The sequence below is a fragment of the Bradyrhizobium sp. CCBAU 53351 genome, from assembly GCF_015291745.1.
Classification (GTDB): Bacteria; Pseudomonadota; Alphaproteobacteria; order Rhizobiales; family Xanthobacteraceae; genus Bradyrhizobium.
In genome coordinates this window covers 4,409,172-4,430,226 of record NZ_CP030059.1, presented here as the reverse complement: position 1 = coordinate 4,430,226, position 21,055 = coordinate 4,409,172, and the positions used below count along the sequence as shown (strand labels likewise).

Sequence of the window (21,055 nt, the reverse complement as noted above, 5' to 3'; positions counted from 1 at the left end):
GTACAAACCGTCAGAGCCACTCAAATTTTCCTGTGAATTCAAGATCGAAAAAATTGGGCGGGTATACCGTCGAGATTAGACCGTCAGCTCAAAGGATTTGTGCTTGAAAATCAACGCTGAAAGCTCTTCTTAAATGATAGAGTGGGAGTAGGGCCCGCGGCTGCCTATCGCGTAGCTTGGCGTATTCTTGCGGCCACGTTGTTTTCTTCCTTCCTTTGGACGTCAAGGTGGTTGCCGATTTAGCCTCTCCGGAACCAATACTCCACCGTCCATACGCTGATGGAGCATTGCGGCGTATCGCAGCGTGCAGAAGGGCAGGGCCGAATCTCTGCTTTAGCCCGAAAAGTATCGCGCGGGTCGGGCGGGATAAGGCCAAGGCCATCAGAGCCACGACCGTGCTGCTGGCATTCGAGGTGTACGCCAAGCCCCATATTGGAGCGAATTGTTCACTTGAGCGAGGAGCACCGCGACCAACGGCCGTGATCACTGAAGCACGGAGCTCCTCCATACTTGGAAACCCAAGCGATTGAACTGATTCCAATTCTTTGAATCAGTTCGGATGAATGACGCAGGTGGCCACGGTTGCAAGCTGCAGACGGTATTGGCTGGCTGCGCAAAATCGGGCAGGCAATTCTGTGGAGCCAGCTTGACGGGGTGGTTGGCTCGATACCACGAGCAGCCGGTGTCGCACGCGGGTAATCGGCCAGCAATCGCCGTGCGGAGGTCGGCGTTGGTGCAAAGCGGACCTCACAGGAATCTGGTCACGAGGACTAGATCTCCGTTAGTCGAGAAGGGCCGCTAAGGTTCTGATCGCCCGCCATAAGAATTCGCTATGGCGGCAGACTGCAGTCGTGCTTCCCCTGTCATCAAACGTAAATCTATTTTTACCGTTGGACGCGGCAAAAGAAATTCAAGGCAAGACCACAAAAGTGGCGGTGCTCGCGGACGCATCATTTGATAGCAGCAACGGAGCGGGGAAATGACGATCGAATTGAGCCGACGCGGATTTTGCATCGGAACGGCCCTGATTGGATTGCAGACCGTTTCCTCCGGTGCCTTTGCAGCGCGAAGCGAAGATGGCACGGTCAGGCTGGGTCTGGTCGCACCGATGAGCGGCCCGAACGCCCGGTACGGAGCCTTTTCGCTGCGCGGTGCCCAGATGGCCGCTAAGGAAATCAACGATGCGGGCGGCGTGGGCGGACGCAAGATCAATGTCATGCCAGGGGACAGCCAGGGCACGCCGGTCGAGGGCGTCTCGGCCACCCGCCGCCTGATCGACCAGGATCAGGTCGACTTCATTATCGGCGACGTCTCGAGTTCCGTGACGCTGGCCATGCAGCCGGTCGTCGAGGACGCCGGCGTCCTGCTCCTCAACGCGGCCTCGTCGAACCCGATGATCACCTACAAGGCGGGCGTCGGTGGCTTCAAGTGGACGTTCCGCAACTATCCGACCGACGAGAACCGCTCGCTGCTCGTGCTGCAATACGCGGCCGAGAAGAAGGGTTTCACAAAGTATTCTGTTCTCTCGGTCGACACCGACTACGGTCGCGCGGCCATCCACTTCACCAAGAAGTATCTCCCGCGCTTCAAGAGCGAGATCCTGACGGAAGACTACTACAAGGAAGGCGAGGTGGATTTCCGCAGCGTGCTCTCCAAGATCCGCGATTCCGGCGCCCAGGCCATCATCATGTACGGCAACGCCGACAGCGCGCCCATTGTCGGGCGCCAGATGATGGAAGTCGGGATCGCAGGCAAGATCCCGCTGATCGGCAATGCCGAGTTCAATACGGCGAGCACCATCAAGGCGGCGCCGAAGGCGATGGAGGGGGCGATCGAGGCGGCAGCCTGGCTTCCGGGATACGACTCTCCGAAGAGCAAGGCCTTCGTCGACAAGTTCACCGCCGAATACCGCGAGGCTCCCAACAATCACGCCTATGTGCACTGGGAGACGGTGCACCTGCTCGCCAAGGCGATCGAGCAGGCCAAGAGCATCGATCGCGAGAAAGTCCGGGCCGCGCTCTCCGGCATCCACTATGATAGCGCGGTCGGCGAGGTCACCTTCGACGATCACAACCAGGCGCGCCTGCCGATGATCCTCCTCGAGATCGAGGGCGGCAAGCCCGTAGTCAAGGGCGCCTACAAGGCCGAGATCGACTATCCCAAGTAAACCCGCGGAACGGTAGGCGCCATGTTCTACACGATCATCGAACAGGTCGTTAACGGCATCGTTTCCGGATCGGTCTACGCGATCGTTGCCGTCGGCATGACGATGATCTTCGGCGTCCTGCGGGCCATCAATTTCGCCCACGGCGAATACTACATGCTCGGGACCTTCGGGGCCTGGTTCGCGATCGAGTACTTCGATCTGCCCTATCCGGTCGCGGTCGTGATCGGCGTCGTTGCGACGGCCGTGATCGCTGTCGTCGTCGGCAACTTCGTGATGCAGCGGATCGTGGGAGCGCCGGCCGAGGCCGGCGTCCTCGCCACCCTCGGCGTCGCGCTGATCCTGCAGAACACGGTCATCCTGGTCTTCGGCGGCAGCTACAAGTTCTTCTCGGGCGGCTACATCGAGCCGGTGAGCGTTTTTGGCTTCACGCTGGCCGAACAGCGCATCCTGATCATCATCGTCGGCCTCATCGTGTTCGTCGGGCTCGAGCTGATGGTCACCTACAGCCGGATGGGCAAGGCCATGCGCGCGGTCTCCCAGAACATCGAGTGCTGCGCGGTGGTGGGTATCGATGTTCGCCATATCGCACTGTGGACGTTCATCATCGGAGCCGGTCTTGCCGCGCTTTCGGGCGTGCTGACGGCACCGGTGAACGTGAGCGTCTACGGCGGCATGGGCGAGCTGATCACGTTCAAGACCCTGCCGATCATCATCATGGGTGGACTCGGCAACGTGCGCGGCACGTTCGTCGCCGCCATGATCCTTGGTATCGCCGAGAGTCTGGTCGCCACTTATGTCGGCCTTCAATTCCGCGACACGGTCGGGTTTGCGACCCTGATGCTGGTTTTGATGTGGCGCCCACATGGACTCTTTTCCGCGCAGGCGCGCTTTTAGATCGGTGGTGATGACAGGTGAGCGAGATCGCCCGAGAGCCGAACATGACGCCCGCTGAACTCTCAGCCGCGACCACGGGACGGGATCTTCGCCTTCCCTTTGGCATCGCGCTCGTGGCGCTGGCCTGTGTCGCGCCGCTATTCCTCGGCAATTATCCGTTGCACGCGATGATTATCGCGCTGATCTTCCTGTTGCCGGCGCACGGGCTCAACCTGCTGCTCGGTTACACCGGGCTCTTGTCGCTCGCGCAGGCCGCCTTCTTCGGCATCGGCGCCTACACGTCCGCGCTGCTCGCGGTGCATTTCGGCACGCCCTTCTATGTGAACTTCCTGGCAGCCGGTCTCGCGGCCGGCGCCATTGCGCTGCCGCTCGGAATTCCGGCGCTGAGGCTGCGCGCGACGTCGTTCGTCATGTGCACGCTGGGTTTCGTCATCATCGGGCAGGCCATCGCCAAGAACTGGATCAGCCTGACGCGCGGCGACATGGGGCTGGCGGCCATTCCCAAGCCTTACTTTGCGCTGGGGCCGGCTTCGTTCACCGTGTCGGGCACGGTTGGCTTCTACTATCTGGTCCTCGCGATCGCCGCCATCGCTACACTGGTCGCCTACCTCATTGTCCGTTCGCCGGCGGGCCGGAACATGATCGCGATCCGCGAGAACGAAACGCTTGCCGAATCCGTGGGCATCCCAACCTGGCACTACAAGCTGATCGTCTTCATGATCAGCGCCGCTTTCGCCGGCCTCGGCGGCAGTCTCTATGCGCACTACCTCACCGTCGTCAGCCCGCTCACCTTCCAGATGTACTATTCGACGACGATGCTGATCATCGTGCTCGGCGGTGGGGCGGGGACCATTTCGGGCGTCATCTTCGGCAGCCTGCTGTTCGTCGGTCTCACGGAAGCGCTTCGCGTTGCCCCGGAGCTGCGCATGATCGCCTATGGCTTCTTCCTGCTCGGGCTGGTCTTTTGGTTTCCAAGCGGGTTCGCCCCGCTCATTGGCCGCTTCTGGTCGTTGCTGGAGAGGCGCAAATGACCGGACTCCCGATCCTCTCCATCTCCGGCCTCTGCAAGTCTTATGGTGCGGTCCGTGCCGTCGATGGCGTCGATCTCCATGTCGATCGCGGCGAGATTTGCGGATTGATCGGCCCAAACGGGTCGGGCAAGTCTACCTTCTTCGATTGCGTGACCGGGCTTGCCAAGCCCAATGCGGGGGCAGTGAAGCTCGACGGCCAGGACATCACAGGCTGGTCGCTGAACGACATCGCACGCGAAGGCCGCATGTTGCGGTCCTTCCAGAAAACGGTGGTGTTCGGTGCGCTCGACATCGAGGAGAACCTTGTCATCGCCGGCCAGATGTTCACCTTTCCGGGAATCTGGTCGACTTTCGGCATCGGCGCCGCCGCCCGCAATCGCGTGGCGGCGCTCAGGGAACGGGCGCGCGAGCTGATCAAGATCGCCGGCCTCTGGGACGTCCGTTTCCAGCCCGCCGGAAAGCTCTCCGGAGGTCAGCAGAAGCTGATCCAGTTCGCCTCGATGCTGATGCCCGAGCCAAAGCTGATCCTGCTCGACGAGCCCATGGCCGGCATCAATCCGAAACTGATCGAGCGCGTGGTCGAGAGCATCCGCCTCGCCAACACCTCCTTCGGCGTCAGTTTTCTGATCATCGAGCACAATATCGACGTGGTCACGAGCCTGTGTAAACGCGTCGTCGTGCTCGACCAGGGACGCAAGCTCGCCGAGGGAACACCCGACGAGATCGTCCAGAACCAGGCGGTGCGGGAGGCCTATCTCGGTGGCTGAGTCCTCTCTCTCGATCAAGGACCTGCGCGCGGGCTATGGCTCGCTCGACATCCTCAACGGCGTCAATCTCGACGTGCCCCAGGGTCAGTTCGTCGCGCTGATGGGACCGAACGGCGCCGGCAAGTCGACCCTGCTCAAGACGCTCTACGGCATGACGACCATCAAGGGCGGAAGCGTCAACTGGCAAGGCAAGGACATCACGTCGCTGAAGTCGCGCGCGATCCTGGCTGAAGGCATCTCCTGGGTGCCGCAGGGACGCTGCAACTTTCCGGTCATGACGGTCGACGAGAATTTGCAGATGGCCGCCTATACGCTGCGCGACAGCAGGGTGAAGGCGGAGCGGGACTATGTCTATGACCTCTTTCCAGTCCTGAAGACGCGCCGCAATACGCTCGCTGGCAACATGTCCGGCGGCGAGCAACAATTGCTGGAAGTCGCGATGGCCGTGTTGCAGCGGCCGAAGATTCTGCTGGTCGACGAGCCCTCGGTCGGTCTGTCGCCGACCGCGATCGGCGTCGTCTTCGATGAGCTGCTGCGTATCAACGCCGCTGGCCAGACCATTCTGCTGGTCGAGCAGAACACCAAGAAGGCGATGGCGGTGGCGCAGCGCGCTGTCATCCTGCGGCTGGGCAAGGTGATTTGGGATGGACGCCCCGCCGATATTACCCACGACGAGCTCGGGGAGCTCTTCCTCACCGGCCGCATGCGCGGTGAGACCGACGTCGAACATTGATTTGGGCGCCCGCTCGTCGGGCGCGGACACCATTCGCAACGCAAAAGGACGACCACAGTGACGATCTTCGTGCCGGCCGCGCGCGTCTCGCGCATCAAGATTTCTCCGACCACCGCGGCGTCCGCTCGCGTTCGCGAGCTGAAGGCGGCTGGACGCGACATCGTCGACATGGCAATCGGCGAGCCTGATTTCGACACGCCCGATCATGTCAAGGCGGCGGCGCATGAGGCGATCGACCGTGGCGAAACCAAGTATACCGCGGTCAACGGCACCGTCGCCCTGCGCAAGGCAATCATCGCCGACTACAAGCGCCGCCTCGGGCTCGAATATGCCGACAACGAGATCTGCGTCGGCGGCGGCGCCAAGCAGATCCTGTTCCTCGCGCTGATGGCGAGCGTGGAGGAGGGCGCGGAGGTCATCATTCCCGCACCCTATTGGGTCTCCTATCCCGACATGGTCATTGCCAATGACGGCAAGCCCGTCATCGTACGCTGCTCCGAGAACCAGGGATTCAAGCTGACGGCGGAGGCGCTGGAGGCCGCGATCACGCCGAAGACGCGCTGGCTGATCCTGAATGCACCCTCGAATCCGACCGGCGCGGCCTATTCCCGCGCGGACCTCAAGGCGATCGGCGACGTGCTGCTGCGCCATCCGAATGTCCTCGTGCTTTCCGACGATATCTATGACCAGATCTGGTACCGCTTCGAGCCTGCGACGACGCTTGCGGCCGCGGTACCAGAGCTCAGGGATCGCGTCCTGCTCACTAATGGCGTGTCCAAGACCTATGCCATGACCGGCTGGCGGATCGGTTATGCCGCGGGGCCCGCGCCGCTGGTTGCCGCTATCAACAAACTGCAATCGCAGATGTCGTCCTGCCCGTCGTCGATCAGCCAGGCCGCCGCCGCCCATGCGCTGAGCAGCGACCAGTCGTTCGTTCGCGACAGCGTCAAGCTCTACAAGGAGCGCCGCGACTATGCCTGCGCGCGGCTCAATGCGATCCCGGGTCTGTGGTGTCTGGTGCCTGACGGTGCCTTCTATCTCTATCCCGGCTGTGCCGGCGTGATCGGCAAGACCACGCCTGATGGAAAGGTCATCGAGAACGATCTCGATTTCGTGCTCTATCTGCTCGACGATGTCGGTGTGGCCGCCGTGCAGGGCGCGGCCTATGGGCTCTCGCCGTATTTCCGCCTGTCGTTTGCAACCTCGATGGAGGCGATCAAGGACGCCTGCGACCGCATTGAGAAGGCCTGCAAGGCGCTTCGCTGAGCGCGGGCGCCGCCGCGGCATCCGAAAAGCGGCCGCATCGGCGAGAATCTCATTGAAATCAATAGGCTAGATAAAGGATAGTGCAGCTCCAGACCTTATCTCCAGGACCAGCGTTCGGCCCCTATGAGCGTCGATTTCAGGAAGCTGAAGAGCTTTGTCAAAGTCGTTGACGCCGGCAGCGTTTCGCGCGCCGCTGGCCTGTTGCGGACGGCACAGCCCGCGTTGTCGCAGCAGATCGCGGCCCTCGAGACGCACTTCAAGCACAAGCTGCTTCTGCGCAGCAATCACGGCATCGTCCCGACCGAAGCGGGCCTAATCCTCTACCGCCATGCGCAATTGCTGCTGAAGCAGATCGAGCAGGCGCAGATCGATATCGATCAATCGACCAAGGCGCTGGCTGGGCGGGTCTCGATCGGGCTTGCGACCTATTCGGCGTCGAGCACGCTGTCGCTGCCGATCTTGAAGGAGATGTCGGCGCTACATCCGCAGATCGTCGTCCATATCAACGACAGCTTTGGCCATGTATTGAGCGAGCTGATCATGACAGGCAAGATGGACATGGCCATGATCTATGGCTCGGGTCCAATTAAGGGCGTCAAGCTGCAGCCGTTATTCCGCGAGGAGCTATATCTGGTCTCGCGCGCGGAGCCGTCGGCGAAAAAGCCGACGGACGAGCCGCTGCCGCTATCGGCGCTGGCCGACGTCAAGCTGCTGCTGCCGAGCCAGGGACATTTCCTGCGACGGCTGATCGACGAATCGCTGGCGCGGGCGAGGGTGACGCCGAACGTCGCCTCCGAGATCGAATCCGTTTCCGCGCTCGGCGCAGCCGTGACCGAGGGGCTCGGCTCGACCATCCTGCCGGCTTCGGTCGCCGCGACCGCGTCGAGCTTTGGCGGTGTCGAGGTGCGGCGGCTGGTGCGTCCCGCGATCGAGGCGACGGTGTCCCTGTGCGTCTCCGACCATCTGCCCTTGTCGGAGCCTGCGCTCGCCACGCGATCGGTACTTTTGACCGTGGTCGAGAAGCTGATGCGCAGCCATCCGCAGGGAATCAAAGCGGTCTAAGGAATACCGCTGGAGGTCGAAGCTCGCGCACCGGCATGCGCAGCGGCTGCATCGCGCCGGTTTCGCTAGGCCATAAACAAAACCTATGGCGGCAGACAGGAGTTGTGGTGGTCGGCCGCGACCGCATTTCCTACGCTCGAAGACAATCGCTTCGAGGACAAAGATGGCCAAGCTCGCATTCGATACCGGGGGAACTTTCACCGATTTCGCGCTGCTCGACGACAAGGGCGAACTGCATCTCCACAAGGTGCTGAGCACACCCGCTAATCCGGCCGAGGCCGTGGTTCGAGGTGTGTCCGAGCTGCTCGAACAATTCGGAGACGACGTCGATCTCGACGGGCTTCAGGTGCTCGGTGCCACCACCGTGGTCACCAATGCCGTGCTCGAACGCAAGGGTGTCAAGACCGGCTTCATCTCGACCGCCGGCTTCCAGGACATGCTGCGCATCCGTAACGAGGGACGTTACGACCTCTACGATCTGAACTTGAAATACCCGGACCCGCTGGTCACGCGCGCCAACAGCTTTGGCGCCGTCGAGCGCATCGCCGCCGATGGCGAGGTCATCACCGCGCTGGAGGAGGACACGGTCCGCGAGATCGCCGGCCGGTTGCGCGAAGAGGGCATCAAGTCCGTCGCCGTCTGCCTGCTGCACGCTTACAAATACCCGACCCACGAGCAGCGCATCGCGGCGCTGCTGCGCGAAGAGGACCCTGACATCTTCGTGTCGCTGTCGTCCGAGGTCTGCCCGGAGGTGCGCGAGTTCGACCGCGCCTCGACCACAGTCGTCAACGCCTACACGCGGCCGCAGATGTCGGGCCACGTCGCCCATCTCGAACGCGAATTCGCCGCGAAGGGTATCAATCGCCAAGTACTCTGGATGACCTCGTCGGGCGGCCTCGTGCCGAGCAGCCGCGCCGCCGAATTGCCGGTGCGCCTGATCGAATCCGGGCCGGCTGCAGGCGCGGTCGCCGCCGCCGAATTCGGCCGCATTGCCGGGGAGGGCAGCGTGCTGTCCTTCGACATGGGCGGCACCACCGCAAAGCTATGCCTGATCCCGAACGGCGAGCCGACGGTCGGCACGGATCTCGAGGTTGCCCACTATCATCGCTTCCGCAAAGGCTCGGGCTTCCCCCTAAAAATACAGTCGATCCGCATGATCGAGATCGGCGCTGGCGGCGGCTCGATCGCGGCGAAGAACCCGCTCGGTTTGCTCGATGTCGGGCCGCGGTCGGCCGGTGCGATGCCGGGACCGGCTGCGTACCAGCGCGGCGGCACCGAGCCGACCGTGACCGATGCCGATATCCTGCTCGGCTATATGGGGACCGAATCCTTCGTCGGAGGCTCGTTCAAGGTGTCCAAGGATGCGGCGCAGGCGGCGATGACGAAGCTCGCTGCGTCCCTCGATGTCAGCGTGCCGCGCTGCGCCTTCGGCATCCACGACCTCGTCAACGAATCCATGAGCAAGGCGGCCGCGGTGCATGCGACCGACCTCGGTGTCGATCCGCGCAGCCTGCCGATGGTCGCGTTCGGCGGCGCCGGTCCCGTGCATGCCTATGGCATCGCGCGCAAGCTCGGCATCAAGCGCATCATCTGCCCGACGGGCGCCGGCGTCACCTCGGCGATCGGTCTGCTGATCGCTCCGGTCGCGGTCGATCTCTCCGCGAGTTTTCCGATGCAGGTCGATAATTGGGATTTTGCTGCGATGGATCGCCTGCTCGGCGATCTCGCCGCTCAGGGCGCGGAGGTCGTCCGCGCCGCCGGTGTTGCGCCGGAGACGATCACCAACACCTATACCGTCGATATGCGTCACGTCGGCCAGGGCCACGAGATCACGGTCGCGCTGCCGGATCGAAGCCTGCCGCCCAGGCAGTTCCACGAAGAGCTGCTCGGCAACTTCTACAAGCTCTACCGCGAGCTGTTTGGACGCATTGTTGCAGGCTCATCGGTCGAGGTGATCACCTGGCGCCTCCGCTCCAGTGGTCAAAAGGATCAGGTGACCCGCCCGCACACGCGACATGCCGCCGAGGCCAAGAAAGGCACGCGTTCCGTCTATTTCAGCGAGCGTAATGGTTTCGTCGAAACGCCGGTCTATGATCACTACAAGCTGCCGGTCGGCGAGGAGATCAAGGGACCGGCGATCGTGGAGCAGCGTGAGTCGACCGCGGTCGTGGGACCGAGTGGCGCCGCTCACGTCGACATTAACGGAAACCTCGTGATCAACATTGCCTAAGGACGACGCCTCATGTCCGTGAACGCTGCCGATTTCAACGATCCCATCAATCTCCAGGTGATGTGGAATCGCCTGATCTTCATCGCCGACCAGGCCGACATCGTGCTCGGCCGCACCGCCTTCTCGCCGATCGTGCGCGAGAACCACGACTATGTGACCGTGCTGCTCGACAGCCGCGGCCGCGCGCTCGCTCAATGCACCTGGTCAATCCCGGTCTTCATCACCTCGCTGCCGGTGGCCGCGCAAAAATACTTCCTGCCGAAGTTTCCGGCCGAGACCCTGGAAGAAGGCGACGTACTTGCCACCAACGATCCCGAGATCGGCACCGGCCATCTTCCTGACGTGACGATGATCACGCCGATCTTCAAGAACGGCAAGGTCGTGGCCTATGCCGGCTCGATCGCGCATCTGCCCGACATCGGCGGCGCTCCCCTGCATTCCGAAGCCAGCGACATCTTCGAGGAGGGCATCCGCTTCCCGATCGTGAAGCTGCACAAGGCCGGCGTTCCCAACCAGGATGTGCTCGACATCATCGCAGCTTCCGTTCGGCTGCCGACCGAAGTGATGGGCGATCTCGAATCCATGGTCGCCGCCAACAATGTCATGGGCCGCGAACTGGTGAAATTCCTCGACGAGTATGATCTCGATGGTATCGACGAACTGGCCGATGCCATCCACACGCGATCCGAAGCGCAGACGCGGCGGGCGATCCGGCAATGGCCGAACGGGACCTATCGCGCCGAGGTGCTGCTCGACGGCTATGACACGGATGTGACGCTCAAGGCGGCCGTGATCGTGCGCGACGATTCCGTTCACGTCGATTACGCGGGAACGTCCGCGCAGATTCTTCACTCGATCAACTGCCGGACCAATTATCGCTACGCCCATTCGGTCTACGCGCTGAAGTGCCTGCTCGACCCGGATACACCGAATAACGAGGGCTGCATCACGCCGATCACTGACGAGGCGCCGCTCGGCTCGATTCTCAATCCAGAGGAATGGACGGCGGGCAATTCGCGCAACCTGATCGGGCATGTCATCCCGTCGCTGATTTTCAAGGCGTTGGAAGGCGTGGTGCCGGACAAGGTGATGGGCGACAGCGGCGGCGCGCCGATCTGGGCCGCCAACTGCGTCGGCCGGCGCGACGACGGCACGCAATACGGCTCGGTGCAGAATTTCCATGGCGGACAGGGTGCGCGCGCCGAACTCGACGGTCTCGATACGCTGAGCTTTCCGTCCAACTGTAAGGTCACGGCGATTGAGATGTTCGAGATTGCCGTCCCCGCGCTCACCGAGTGCAAGGAACTCATTCCGGACTCTGGCGGTGCTGGGAAGAGCCGTGGCGGGCTCGGCCAGCGCGTCGTGCTGCGCAATCGCGGGCGCAACCCGATGAACGTCTATCTGGCGTCCGAGCGTGTGCGCCATCCCTGTTTCGGCGTCGTCGGCGGCAAATCCGGCAGTGCCGGCAAGGTGTACAGGAACGGGGAGCCGCAATTTCCCAAGGGAAAGGTGGTCCTGAAGATGGGTGATCGCCTGGAGGTCGAGACGCCGGGCGGGGGCGGATGGGGGCGTACATCCGAGCGCACGGCGGCCTCGATCGAATTCGACCTTGCAGAAGGCTTGATCACGCCCGCGGCCGCGAGGCAGATTTACGGCTATCAGCGCTCAAACGTGGCGGCGACGGCCGCCGAATAGAGGAACCATGGGTCTGCTCGACGGAAAGATCGCGCTTGTCACGGGCGCGGGAACGGGGATCGGGCGCGAGACCTCGATCTTGCTGGCTGAGGCCGGCGCAACGGTCGTGCTGACCGGCCGCCGGATCGCGCCGCTTCAGGAAGTCGTGGCAGTGATCGAGAAAGCCGGCGGCAAGGCTGTCGTCCGCGCACTCGACGTGGCGTCGCGCGACGCGATCCTCGAGACGGTCGCTTGGGTCAAGGGCAATGTCGGGTCGATCGACATTCTCGTGAACAACGCCGGGAGTGCCAGCAAGGTGCTGAACGCGCGGTTCATCAGCGAGGCGGAGTGGAACACCACGGTCAACGTCAATCTCACCGCCGTGTTCAATCTGACGCAGGCCGTGCTGGAGGACATGATTGCCCGGAAGGAAGGCACGATCATCACGGTGTCTTCGCTGGCGGTCGTCAATCCGAACCTGCTCGGGGGAGCCGCCTACGGCGCGGCCAAGGCCGGCGTGAAGAATTTCATGACGTTCCTGCACAACACGTTTCGCAATCAGGGCATTCGCGCGACGACGATCCTGCCGGGCGAGACCGACACGCCGATCATGGATAGTCGCGCCCGCCCGCCTTTGGACAGCGAACGCGCCGTGATGCTCAATCCGCACGACGTCGCGCGCGCGGTCCTGCTCTGCGCGAGCCTGCAAAAGGGCGCGATGATCCCCGAACTGTACATCTGCCCGACTTTCATGCGCGATACATCCGCGGACATCGAGACGGCCCGCTGGGTCGGTGCGCCCGCGGGTCTCGCCGACAAGCCGAAGAGCTAGAGAAGAGGATATCCTATGAATGGAGCCAAGTTGCGCGAGCGCCTTGCCAAAGGTGAGGCGGTCACCATGCTCACGCCGCATCACTCGTCGTCGGGGCTGGCTGTCCGCCTGGTCGAGCTCGGTGCCGATGCCATCTTCGTCGATTGCGAGCACGGCACCTGGAGCTTTGAGGATGTGCGCGTAACCGCACAAGCGATCCGAGGGGCAGGCGGCGCCGCCATCGTCCGCCCGCATTCGCATGAGCGGCCACTCCTCATCCGCTATCTCAATGCCGGCGCCGATGGTCTCATGGTGCCGATGGTCGATACCGCGAACCAGGCGCGCGCCATCGTCGACGCGGTACGCTACGCATGCCCGGCCGATTATGAAAAGCGGCTCGTCATCGCCATGATCGAGACGCCCAAGGCGATCGACGACATCGATGCGCTGGTCGCCGTGGAAGGGATTGATGTCTTCTTCATCGGGCCCGGCGACCTCTCGCAGAACATGGGTTATCCGCCGGCGCCGCCGTTCGGGCAGCCGCGGCCGCAGGCCGTGATGGAGCGGGTTGCCTATGCCGTGAAGAAGATCCGCGCGGCCGGCAAGGTCGCCGGCACGCTTGTGACGTCGGACGAACTGCCCTCTCTGTTCGAGCAAGGTGTGCGGTATTTCTACATCCACTCCGATCCGTTCCTGCGTGTCGGTCTGGCCGGCGTCAAGAAGCTGCTCGCCCGCTGAACTCGGACGGACACCATGGCATTCGAATTGTTCAATCTCGCCGGCCGCCGTGCGCTGGTGACGGGATCGTCGCAAGGTATCGGCTTCGCGATCGCGCGCGGGCTCGCCGAGCACGGCGCCTCCGTGGTGCTGAATGGGCGCGATCGCGACAAACTGGATGTGGCCGCCGCGAGGGTCAGGGCCGGCGGGCACGACGTCGCAGTAACGAGCTTCGACGTCACCCGCGTCGAGGCCGTTCGCGGCGGGATCTCGCGCATTGAAGAGGCGATCGGTCCGATTGACATTCTCGTCAACAATGCCGGCATGCAGTTCCGCACGCCGTTGGAGGATTTCCCGGCGGAAAAGTGGGAAGAATTGCTCAAGACCAATGTGTCCAGCGCCTTCTATGTCGGCCAGGCGGTTGCACGCCATATGATCCCGCGCCGAAAGGGCAAGATCATCAACATCGCGTCGGTTCAAAGCGAGCTCGCTCGCCCCGGCATTGCGCCGTATACCGCGACCAAAGGAGCGATCAAGAACCTGACGCGTGGCATGTGCGCCGATTGGGCCAGGCACGGTCTCCAGGTCAATGCGATCGCGCCCGGTTACTTCAAGACTCCGCTGAATCAAGCGCTGGTGGACGATCCCCAGTTCTCGGCGTGGCTCGAAAAGCGGACGCCGGCGTCGCGCTGGGGCAATGTCGACGAGCTGATCGGCGCCGCCGTGTTTCTGTCTGGTGAGGCGTCGTCCTTCGTCAACGGCCATACGCTCTACGTCGACGGCGGCATCACGACCTCCCTGTGATCCCGGCGCTCCGTTGCACCCCAAACAACTCCATGGCCTTGCACCCGGCGGGAAAGGGTTCCGTAACATGCCGACCAAACCAGAAGTGCTGATGATCGGACCCTATCCCGCCTGGGACATGGCTGAGCTCGACGCGCGATATATCGTGCACAAACTCTGGGAGGCGGCAGATCGTGACCGCCTGATCGAGGCTAACGGCAGCACGATCCGGGCAATCGCAACGCGGGGCGAGCTGGGGGCGTCTGCTGACCTCATGAAGCGGCTGCCGGCGCTTGAGATTGTGACCTGCTATGGCGTCGGCACCGACGCCATAGATTTGACCCATGCTAGGGCGAATGGAATTCGGGTGACGAAGACACCGGACGTGTTGACCGCCGATGTTGCCGACATGGCCGTCGGCCTATTGCTGGCGGTCGCGAGAAAGATACCGCAGGCCGACCGCTTCGTGCGCGAGGGACATTGGACCAAGGGCAATATGCCGCTGGTGACCCGGGTCACCGGCAAGACCGCGGGCGTCGTCGGGATGGGCCGCGTCGGTGCGGCTGTCGCAAAGCGGCTCGCCGCGTTCGATTGCGAGATCGCCTATTTCGATGTTGCCGGGCGGGTGGATCTGCCCTACGCCTTCGTCCCGGATCTTGTGGAGTTGGCCCACCGCGCCGAGTTCCTCATCGTGACGCTGGCCGGTGGCGAGAGTACGAAAGGCATCGTCAACGGGCGTGTGCTCGACGCCCTCGGACCTGACGGCATCCTCATCAATGTCTCCCGGGGATCGACGGTCGACGAAACGGCTCTGCTTCGCGCACTCGAGGCCAAGCTCATCAAGGGCGCAGGCCTCGACGTGTTCTGGAACGAGCCGAATATCGATGAACGGCTCAGGTTCCTCGACAATACCGTGCTTCAGCCGCATCACGCCTCGGGCACGACGGAGACCCGGCGCGCCATGGGCAAGCTGGTCCGGGACAATCTTACAGCCCATTTCGTGGGCGCGGCTCTGATTACGCCCGTTATCTAGAGGCTGCCGTCATTCGACAAACGCCTGTTTTCGGGCTACGGCTCCAGTGGGATCAGACCCCGAAGCGGACGTCGGCATCGGTGGTTGCGCCTCCCGATTTCAACCTGCTCACCGATCGATTTGGCCGGCGGCGGCTTCTGGCGGACTACCGAGACCTGACGTTCCGAGTTAGGCGGCTCGCCGGTAAGAAAACAGCGCCTCCGCAATAGTGGGTTTTGCGATGTAGCGGACCCCCGCTACCAAGTCTGCGATTTTGTGCGCCAATCTACGATTTTCGACGATCTTGCGCTCGTGATGGCAGCGGGGTCATCAACGAAACTGCATTGGCCGAACTGGTCGGCTCTCGGGATCGACGGCGATTGTCGAAAGCGGACGCGCTTGTAGGTCTCAGGCATCTTCGTGCAGCCTGGTTGCTATCGCACGATAGCCTCGTAGCCACATATGATCGAAATCCAGGTCCATGGGCAGTGGTTGCGACGAAACGCGGGCGATGACGGTGGCGTTCGCAGGATCGATGTAGATCCACTGGCCGTGAATGCCGACTGCGGCGAAGGCGCTCTGGCTGCGATCGATCGTGTACCACTTGCTGCGATAGTTGCCGTTTGGAAAGACTTTCGTGAGGTCTCCGCGCGACCATGCCTCGGCATTGCCGTTCCGCCTGATATCGTCGATCCACCAGGCCGGCACTACCTGTCGCCCGTTGCTGACACCATGATTGCGCATCATTTCGCCGAAGCGCGCGAGATCGCGCAATGTAGCGCAGATGCCGCCGGCCACGCGCGCGGCGCCGCGGGAATCGGCGGTGATGTAGGCGTCGTGCTGTGCGCCCATCGGCTGCCAGAGGTACTGCGACAGGATCTTTGCGTAGGACATGCCGCAGGCGCGCTCGTAGACCCAGCCGAGCACGTCGGTGTTGGTCGACACGTAGTGAAAGGTCTGCCCGTGCGGAGTGCCGTTCGGCCGCAGCGTTTGCAGATATTGCCGCAGATGGGACGATGGAACGCCCGCATCCGGCGGCTCCCAGCCGGTCGACCGCCGATAGTTGATGACGTCGCCGTCGCGGGCCATGTAGTCCTCGTCGAAGCGGATGCCGACGCTCATGTCGAGCAGGTGCCTGACCGTGCAGCTGCCGCCATAGACCGATCTCTCCATTTCGGGGATGTAACGCGTGACTGGCGCATCCGGATCGAGCTTGCTGCACTCGGCGAGAATGCCGCCCAGCGTGCCGGCGATCGACTTGCTGACGGAGAAGATCAGGTGGGGCGTATCGGGCGCAAGACCGTTGGCGTACCACTCGGACACCACCTGCCCACGGTGCATCACGACGATGCCGTCGGTGTGGCTGGTGCGGAGTGCTTCGCTGAAGTTTGTCGTCTCGCCGCTTCGACCGGCAAAGACTACGTCCTCGAGATATCTCTGCCCAAAGGACAAAGTGGTCGGCTCCGGCGAGTGCGCGATGTTGGCTGTCGGCAACAATTCGCGAACGTTGCGGAACGCCCATGTGCTGAACGGATGCTGCCGCCAATTGGCGAGCGTCACCTGCTGATCCTCAGCGGGCGGGAAGGCGGACATGATGCGATGCGAATTCATTCCTGTTCCGTCTCGGGTTTCAGGCGAGGCAGTGTCACGATCTGATGCACCTTGCACGCTCGGCAATCAACCGGGTGGTGGAGGCCGGCGGCCGATGCCGTCACGCTGTCCAGTCAATCAACCCTTCGGTGGAGGCGCGGATCGGGCGGGAGCCGCGTTCGTTGCCGAGTTGAAGCCCGTGGTCCGGAAATTGCTTGACTAAGAGCGGTGCCTGTCCCAGCGTCGCCTGCGCGAGGACACGCCAGATGTCCGAAACGGAGTGGAATCGAGGAGGGTAGGCCATGCTGATGCTCATGGGCCGCTCGGACCCCGCAACGAGCGAAGCGGTGCATTTCGCGCAGTCAATGCTGGATGGTTCGGCGACGGCATTTTACGAGGTCGACGAGGGCTACAACCTCCGGCGCTTCCTGCTGTCCGGCATTCCGGAGCCGTTTCATCGGCAATATCTCGACGGCATGAGCGCATTCGACCCGCAGCATCCTCGTCACGCGGCCGGCCTTGCGGTGGCGCGGCTGAGCAAGACGATGGCCGGCCGGCAAGCCGGCGAGACGGCGCTCTACCGTTCGTTCCTGGATCAATGCGGCATCGTCGACATGATGGACTTCTTCTTCCGGCGCGACGACCAGATCGTCGCCGGCATGAGCGTGGCGTGGGACCGGGACGCGCGGATTCCCGAGGGCGCCGTGACCATGGCTCAGAAGATCCATCAGTATCTGCAGTTCAACCTGGTCGGCCGCGCGGCCGCGCCGGAGGACGGGCAGCGCTATGGCCTGACCAGCCGCGAAATGGACGTGGTGCGGCTGTTGTGCTGCGGCCGGACCAATCGCGAGATCGGCGAGTGCCTGAAGATCGGCCAGGCGACGGTGAAGACGCACCTGATCCACATCTTCGAGAAGCTCGGCGTCGAGACACGCTCCGCCGTGGTGGCGCTGATGGCGCGGCCGAACCAGCAGCCGCGGCTTTGTTGATCAGCCAGCCGCAAGCCCGTGGTCGATCGCGTTCGCGATCGTCCTGGCGTCATCGGCCGTGATGATCAGGGGCGGCGACAGGATGATGTTGCTGCCGGAGACGCGCACCATCACGCCGGCATTGTAGATCGCATCCGCGATCTTTCCGACACGCTTCTTGTCGAGCGCCTTCTTGCTGCCGCGGTCGACGACGAGCTCGAGCGCCGCCATCAGGCCCTTGCCGCGGACATCGCCGACGATCTCGTGCTTCTGCTTGAGCGCCGCGAGCGCCGCGTTGAGCACGGCGCCGGAGGCCGCGGCCCTGGCGTCGAGCTGCAGCCGCTTCGTTTCGGCAAGCGCGGCGATGCCGGCCGCGCAACCGACGGGATGACCGGAATAAGTGTAGCCGTGGCCGATCGAGCCGAAACTCGTCTCGTCGCTCTCGAAGGCCTCGGCGACCGTCTCGCCGATCATGGTGGCGCCCAGCGGGAAATAGCCCGATGTGACGGCCTTTGCGATCGTCATCATGTCCGGCTTGACGTCCCAGAGCCGCGCTCCGGACCAGGCGCCGGTGCGGCCGAAGCCGGTGACGACCTCGTCCGAGATCAGGAGGATGCCGTAGCGGTCGCAGATCTCGCGCACCAGTCGCATGAAACTCTCGTGCGGCACGATGACGCCGCCGGCACCGAGCACCGGCTCCATGATGAAGGCGGCGATGGTGTCGGCGCCCTGGAATTCGATCTCGTCGACGAGCGCATTGGCGCAGAGCTGCGCGAGCTTCGCCGGATCGGTCTCGTTGAAGGGATTGCGATAGGTCCAGGGCGAGGGAATGTGGTAGACGCCCGGCAGCAGCGGCTCGTAGTTGCGGCGGAAATTGGCATTGCCGTTGACGGATGCGCCGCCGAAATGCGTGCCGTGATAGCCCTTCTTCAGCGCCAGGAATTTGGTGCGGTCGCGCTGGCCCTTGATCTTCCAGTATTGCCGTGCGAGCCGCAGCGCGGTCTCGACGGAATCGGAGCCGCCCGAGGTGAAGAACGCGCGCACCATGCCTTCCGGCTTGAACCATTCGGTCAGCTCATAGGCGAGCTCGATCGCGGGTCCCGTCGAGACGCCGCGAAAGCCGGAATAATAGGGCAGCTCGCCGAGCTGGTCGGCGATCGCCTTCTTGATCGGATCGCAGCTATAGCCGAGCGTCACGTTCCAGAGACCGCCGACCGCGTCGAGCACGGCCTTGCCTTCGATGTCGGTGACGTGAATGCCTTCGCCCTTCATGATGATGCGCGGCGGATGGTCCTGCATGTCCTTGGGATGCGCCATCGGGTGCCAGATGCGGCGGGCATTGTTCTCGACCAGGAAATTGATTTCGCGCATGGATGGCTCCGCTAGTCGTCAATCGAAGGCAAGGCCGAGCATGTGCAGGGCCTGCCGGTAGGAGTCTTGGGGATCTCGAACGTCGAACCGGACGGTGGAGAGGCCGCAGGCGATCGCGCCCTTGATGTTGCGTTCCTGGTCGTCGACGAAGACGCAGGCCTGCGGCCCGAGCCCGAGGGCATCGCACACGGCGCCATAGGCGCGGGGGTCGGGCTTGAGGATCTCTGTATGGGTGGCGTCGACGATGACGTCGAAATGCGCAAGCAGCGGCAGCTTGCGCCGAAACTCCGCGCCGTAGAACAGGTCGAGCTCGTTGGAGAGAATGGCGAGCTTGCGGCCGGCGTCGCGCGCGATCCGGATGGCGCGTTCGGCCTCGGGGCGGATGACCAGCATCGGATCGGCGCCGCGCGCGCGCCGGACGAAGGTCTGCATGTCGTCCCAGTCCTCGCCGACGAGCCTGCCGACCTCGCGGCTGCGCGCCAGCCAGTAGTCGCGCTCGGATAATTCTCCGTGCTGCATCGCCGACCAGAGCGGATCGGTATCCTCGGCGAAAGGCCCGCGCCAGGTCAGCGTCCCCCTTGCCAGGCCGAGCGCGGCTTCGGTCGCATCGTGGGTCTCGAACAGGGTCTTCGAGATCACCCCGCCGAAATCCAGCACCAGCGCGCTTGCCGCGGGCGCGCTCATGTCTGTTCCACCGGAACTTTGCCGGCGGGAACGACGCCCTCGGCCACCCAGCGGTCGAAGATCGCGAGCACCTTCGCGACGAAACCCGGGTGGTTGATGTGGTCCTTGATCACGTGAAGCTCGACCGGCGGACGGATCGCGGCGCGCATTTCCGCGACGAAGGCGCCAAGGCCCTCGGGATCATGCAGCGGCTCGCCCACCTGGTCCCATTGCTGGATGCCGCCGGCCGGGAGCACGAAGGCAACCGGCGCCGTCGCTTCCGCAAGTTTCGCGGCGATGGCGCGCGCGATGCGGCGGCGATCGTCGGCACCGGAGGTCGCGGATGCGAGCAGGCGGTTGTGCGCATGGAACGGACGATCGGAGAGCTCGGCCGGCACCGGCAGCCAAGCCGGAAAATCCACCATGTCGATGGCGCCGGGCGCGACGATTTGCGGAATGCCGCTACGGCCCGCATTCATCAGGCGATCCGAGCCGGAATTCACCACCGAGCCCATCAACTGGTTGGCGACCTCCTGCAGGCTGAGGTCGAGCACCGCGGCAAATCCGCCATGCGCCGCGATCGATTCCATCGCGCGGCCGCCCATGCCGGTGGTGTGGAACACCACGACCTCGTAGCCGCGCGCCTCGAGCTGCGGCTTCAGTTCGACCATATAGCTGAGGCAGCTCTTGCCGAGCGAGGTCAGCGCCACGATCGGTCGCTCGGGCCGTGGCCTGATCGCGCCGCGGGCCGCGCCGACAATCGCACCGCAGGCCTGCGATAGCACCGCCGTGCAGGTGCCGTTGAGGCCGTAGAGGCCGCCGGCCCACAGGATCATCATCAGATCGGCGGCGATGCGTTCCGGGGGAATCAGATGGGAGAATGCGATCGTCGACACGATCAACTTGGGAAAGCCGAGCGGCAGCGCCAGCGCGACGTCGAGCGCGAGGTCGGTGCCCATGGTGCCGCCGATCGCGATCATGGCGTCGATCCGGCCGTCGTCGCAAAGTTGCCGCGTCAGCCGGGCGGCGCCGCGCGCCATCAGCGTCATCGACGAATTCTCGTCGCCGCTGGCGATCACGGCGGCGATCGTCGTGTCGGCCGCCGCGGCGACCGCATGTTTGTCGTGCGCAGCCTTGTAAGGGGGATCGCCCAGAACACTGATGTCCATCATCACGGTCTCGCCGCCGGCGTCAGCGATGCAGCGCTGCATGAACAGCAGTTCGTCCGATTTCGTATCGCCGGTGCCGATCAGCAGGATGCGCGGGCGTGTTCTGTTGGTCATGTCTTCGGAATGCCGGTGTCGGACAAAGGGACG

At 63.5% G+C, this 21,055-nt stretch carries 19 protein-coding genes; 14 read left to right on the top strand and 5 right to left on the bottom strand.

The features are described 5' to 3' along the window. Nucleotides 1–979: 979 nt before the first annotated feature. The 13 genes from XH83_RS20900 to XH83_RS20840 all read left to right on the top strand — a co-directional run bounded on the left by XH83_RS20900 (nt 980) and on the right by XH83_RS20840 (nt 15,168). Nucleotides 980–2,167 carry an ABC transporter substrate-binding protein gene (locus XH83_RS20900; protein ID WP_194402665.1) on the top strand — a complete coding sequence of 396 codons (1,188 nt, stop codon included), beginning with the start codon at nt 980–982 and terminating at the stop codon, nt 2,165–2,167. Between the two features lie 21 nt (nt 2,168–2,188). Further along, nucleotides 2,189–3,061 carry a branched-chain amino acid ABC transporter permease gene (locus XH83_RS20895; protein ID WP_194402664.1) on the top strand — a complete coding sequence of 291 codons (873 nt, stop codon included), beginning with the start codon at nt 2,189–2,191 and terminating at the stop codon, nt 3,059–3,061. Between the two features lie 44 nt (nt 3,062–3,105). After that, nucleotides 3,106–4,092, top strand: coding sequence for a branched-chain amino acid ABC transporter permease (locus XH83_RS20890; protein WP_194408345.1), 987 nt, complete (start codon nt 3,106–3,108; stop codon nt 4,090–4,092). After that, nucleotides 4,089–4,859, top strand: a complete 771-nt coding sequence (locus XH83_RS20885) for an ABC transporter ATP-binding protein (RefSeq protein WP_194402663.1) — start codon at nt 4,089–4,091, stop codon at nt 4,857–4,859. Before XH83_RS20890 ends, XH83_RS20885 begins: the two co-directional genes overlap by 4 nt. Continuing rightward, entirely contained in the window at nt 4,852–5,592 is a 741-nt protein-coding gene (locus tag XH83_RS20880) for an ABC transporter ATP-binding protein (protein WP_194402662.1), read from the top strand. The genes XH83_RS20885 and XH83_RS20880 overlap by 8 nt, the downstream gene beginning before the upstream one ends. 57 nt (nt 5,593–5,649) lie before the next feature. Beyond that, nucleotides 5,650–6,858: an aspartate transaminase gene (locus tag XH83_RS20875; protein ID WP_194402661.1), complete on the top strand. Its 1,209-nt coding sequence runs from the start codon at nt 5,650–5,652 to the stop codon at nt 6,856–6,858. Between the two features lie 123 nt (nt 6,859–6,981). Continuing rightward, a complete protein-coding gene (gene nac / locus XH83_RS20870; RefSeq protein WP_194402660.1) occupies nt 6,982–7,920 on the top strand; it encodes a nitrogen assimilation transcriptional regulator NAC in 939 nt (312 codons plus the stop codon). Nucleotides 7,921–8,083: 163 nt separating this feature from the next. Beyond that, the gene (locus XH83_RS20865; protein ID WP_194402659.1) at nt 8,084–10,150 is read left to right on the top strand and encodes a hydantoinase/oxoprolinase family protein; all 2,067 of its coding nucleotides are present in this window, start codon (nt 8,084–8,086) and stop codon (nt 10,148–10,150) included. Nucleotides 10,151–10,162: 12 nt separating this feature from the next. Further along, the gene (locus XH83_RS20860) at nt 10,163–11,845 is read left to right on the top strand and encodes a hydantoinase B/oxoprolinase family protein (protein WP_194402658.1); all 1,683 of its coding nucleotides are present in this window, start codon (nt 10,163–10,165) and stop codon (nt 11,843–11,845) included. Between the two features lie 7 nt (nt 11,846–11,852). After that, nucleotides 11,853–12,656 (top strand): SDR family NAD(P)-dependent oxidoreductase, encoded by an 804-nt coding sequence (locus XH83_RS20855; RefSeq protein ID WP_194402657.1) that lies wholly within the window; start codon nt 11,853–11,855, stop codon nt 12,654–12,656. 15 nt (nt 12,657–12,671) lie between these two features. Continuing rightward, on the top strand, nt 12,672–13,373 hold the full coding sequence (locus tag XH83_RS20850) for an HpcH/HpaI aldolase/citrate lyase family protein (RefSeq protein WP_194402656.1): 702 nt from the start codon (nt 12,672–12,674) through the stop codon (nt 13,371–13,373). A gap of 15 nt (nt 13,374–13,388) precedes the next feature. Then, nucleotides 13,389–14,156 (top strand): SDR family oxidoreductase, encoded by a 768-nt coding sequence (locus XH83_RS20845; RefSeq protein WP_194402655.1) that lies wholly within the window; start codon nt 13,389–13,391, stop codon nt 14,154–14,156. A gap of 67 nt (nt 14,157–14,223) precedes the next feature. After that, the gene (locus tag XH83_RS20840; RefSeq protein WP_194408344.1) at nt 14,224–15,168 is read left to right on the top strand and encodes a 2-hydroxyacid dehydrogenase; all 945 of its coding nucleotides are present in this window, start codon (nt 14,224–14,226) and stop codon (nt 15,166–15,168) included. Between the two features lie 387 nt (nt 15,169–15,555). Here the strand turns inward: XH83_RS20840 and XH83_RS20835 are convergent, their stop codons facing one another. Both XH83_RS20835 and XH83_RS20830 read right to left on the bottom strand, forming a co-directional pair. Next, the gene (locus tag XH83_RS20835; protein WP_194402654.1) at nt 15,556–16,758 is read right to left on the bottom strand and encodes a serine hydrolase; all 1,203 of its coding nucleotides are present in this window, start codon (nt 16,756–16,758) and stop codon (nt 15,556–15,558) included. A gap of 100 nt (nt 16,759–16,858) precedes the next feature. Beyond that, nucleotides 16,859–17,053 carry a hypothetical protein gene (locus XH83_RS20830; protein WP_194402653.1) on the bottom strand — a complete coding sequence of 65 codons (195 nt, stop codon included), beginning with the start codon at nt 17,051–17,053 and terminating at the stop codon, nt 16,859–16,861. Here XH83_RS20830 and XH83_RS20825 point away from each other — a divergent pair. After that, complete coding sequence (locus XH83_RS20825) at nt 17,040–17,726, top strand: LuxR C-terminal-related transcriptional regulator (protein WP_194402652.1); 687 nt, start codon at nt 17,040–17,042, stop codon at nt 17,724–17,726. The two genes, XH83_RS20830 and XH83_RS20825, sit on opposite strands and share 14 nt — an antisense overlap. On the opposite strand, the gene XH83_RS20820 is transcribed toward XH83_RS20825, so the two are convergent. The 3 genes from XH83_RS20820 to XH83_RS20810 are packed head-to-tail and all read right to left on the bottom strand — an operon-like array spanning nt 17,727 to nt 21,022. Beyond that, nucleotides 17,727–19,076 (bottom strand): aminotransferase class III-fold pyridoxal phosphate-dependent enzyme, encoded by a 1,350-nt coding sequence (locus tag XH83_RS20820; protein ID WP_194402651.1) that lies wholly within the window; start codon nt 19,074–19,076, stop codon nt 17,727–17,729. An 18-nt stretch (nt 19,077–19,094) separates the two neighbouring features. Next, nucleotides 19,095–19,760: an HAD-IA family hydrolase gene (locus XH83_RS20815; RefSeq protein ID WP_194402650.1), complete on the bottom strand. Its 666-nt coding sequence runs from the start codon at nt 19,758–19,760 to the stop codon at nt 19,095–19,097. Further along, on the bottom strand, nt 19,757–21,022 hold the full coding sequence (locus tag XH83_RS20810; RefSeq protein ID WP_194402649.1) for a Tm-1-like ATP-binding domain-containing protein: 1,266 nt from the start codon (nt 21,020–21,022) through the stop codon (nt 19,757–19,759). Before XH83_RS20810 ends, XH83_RS20815 begins: the two co-directional genes overlap by 4 nt. Nucleotides 21,023–21,055 lie beyond the last annotated feature (33 nt).

Bases quoted from the DNA above. Each gene is read 5' to 3' on its own strand.
- XH83_RS20900 (WP_194402665.1), top strand. From the start codon at position 980: ATGACGATCGAATTGAGCCGACGCGGATTTTGCATCGGAACGGCCCTG.
- XH83_RS20895 (WP_194402664.1), top strand. From the start codon at position 2,189: ATGTTCTACACGATCATCGAACAGGTCGTTAACGGCATCGTTTCCGGA.
- XH83_RS20890 (WP_194408345.1), top strand. From the start codon at position 3,106: ATGACGCCCGCTGAACTCTCAGCCGCGACCACGGGACGGGATCTTCGC.
- XH83_RS20885 (WP_194402663.1), top strand. From the start codon at position 4,089: ATGACCGGACTCCCGATCCTCTCCATCTCCGGCCTCTGCAAGTCTTAT.
- nac (WP_194402660.1), top strand. From the start codon at position 6,982: ATGAGCGTCGATTTCAGGAAGCTGAAGAGCTTTGTCAAAGTCGTTGAC.
- XH83_RS20865 (WP_194402659.1), top strand. From the start codon at position 8,084: ATGGCCAAGCTCGCATTCGATACCGGGGGAACTTTCACCGATTTCGCG.
- XH83_RS20860 (WP_194402658.1), top strand. From the start codon at position 10,163: ATGTCCGTGAACGCTGCCGATTTCAACGATCCCATCAATCTCCAGGTG.
- XH83_RS20855 (WP_194402657.1), top strand. From the start codon at position 11,853: ATGGGTCTGCTCGACGGAAAGATCGCGCTTGTCACGGGCGCGGGAACG.
- XH83_RS20850 (WP_194402656.1), top strand. From the start codon at position 12,672: ATGAATGGAGCCAAGTTGCGCGAGCGCCTTGCCAAAGGTGAGGCGGTC.
- XH83_RS20845 (WP_194402655.1), top strand. From the start codon at position 13,389: ATGGCATTCGAATTGTTCAATCTCGCCGGCCGCCGTGCGCTGGTGACG.
- XH83_RS20840 (WP_194408344.1), top strand. From the start codon at position 14,224: ATGCCGACCAAACCAGAAGTGCTGATGATCGGACCCTATCCCGCCTGG.
- XH83_RS20835 (WP_194402654.1), bottom strand. From the start codon at position 16,758: ATGAATTCGCATCGCATCATGTCCGCCTTCCCGCCCGCTGAGGATCAG.
- XH83_RS20825 (WP_194402652.1), top strand. From the start codon at position 17,040: ATGCTGATGCTCATGGGCCGCTCGGACCCCGCAACGAGCGAAGCGGTG.
- XH83_RS20830 (WP_194402653.1), bottom strand. From the start codon at position 17,053: ATGAGCATCAGCATGGCCTACCCTCCTCGATTCCACTCCGTTTCGGAC.
- XH83_RS20820 (WP_194402651.1), bottom strand. From the start codon at position 19,076: ATGCGCGAAATCAATTTCCTGGTCGAGAACAATGCCCGCCGCATCTGG.
- XH83_RS20815 (WP_194402650.1), bottom strand. From the start codon at position 19,760: ATGAGCGCGCCCGCGGCAAGCGCGCTGGTGCTGGATTTCGGCGGGGTG.
- XH83_RS20810 (WP_194402649.1), bottom strand. From the start codon at position 21,022: ATGACCAACAGAACACGCCCGCGCATCCTGCTGATCGGCACCGGCGAT.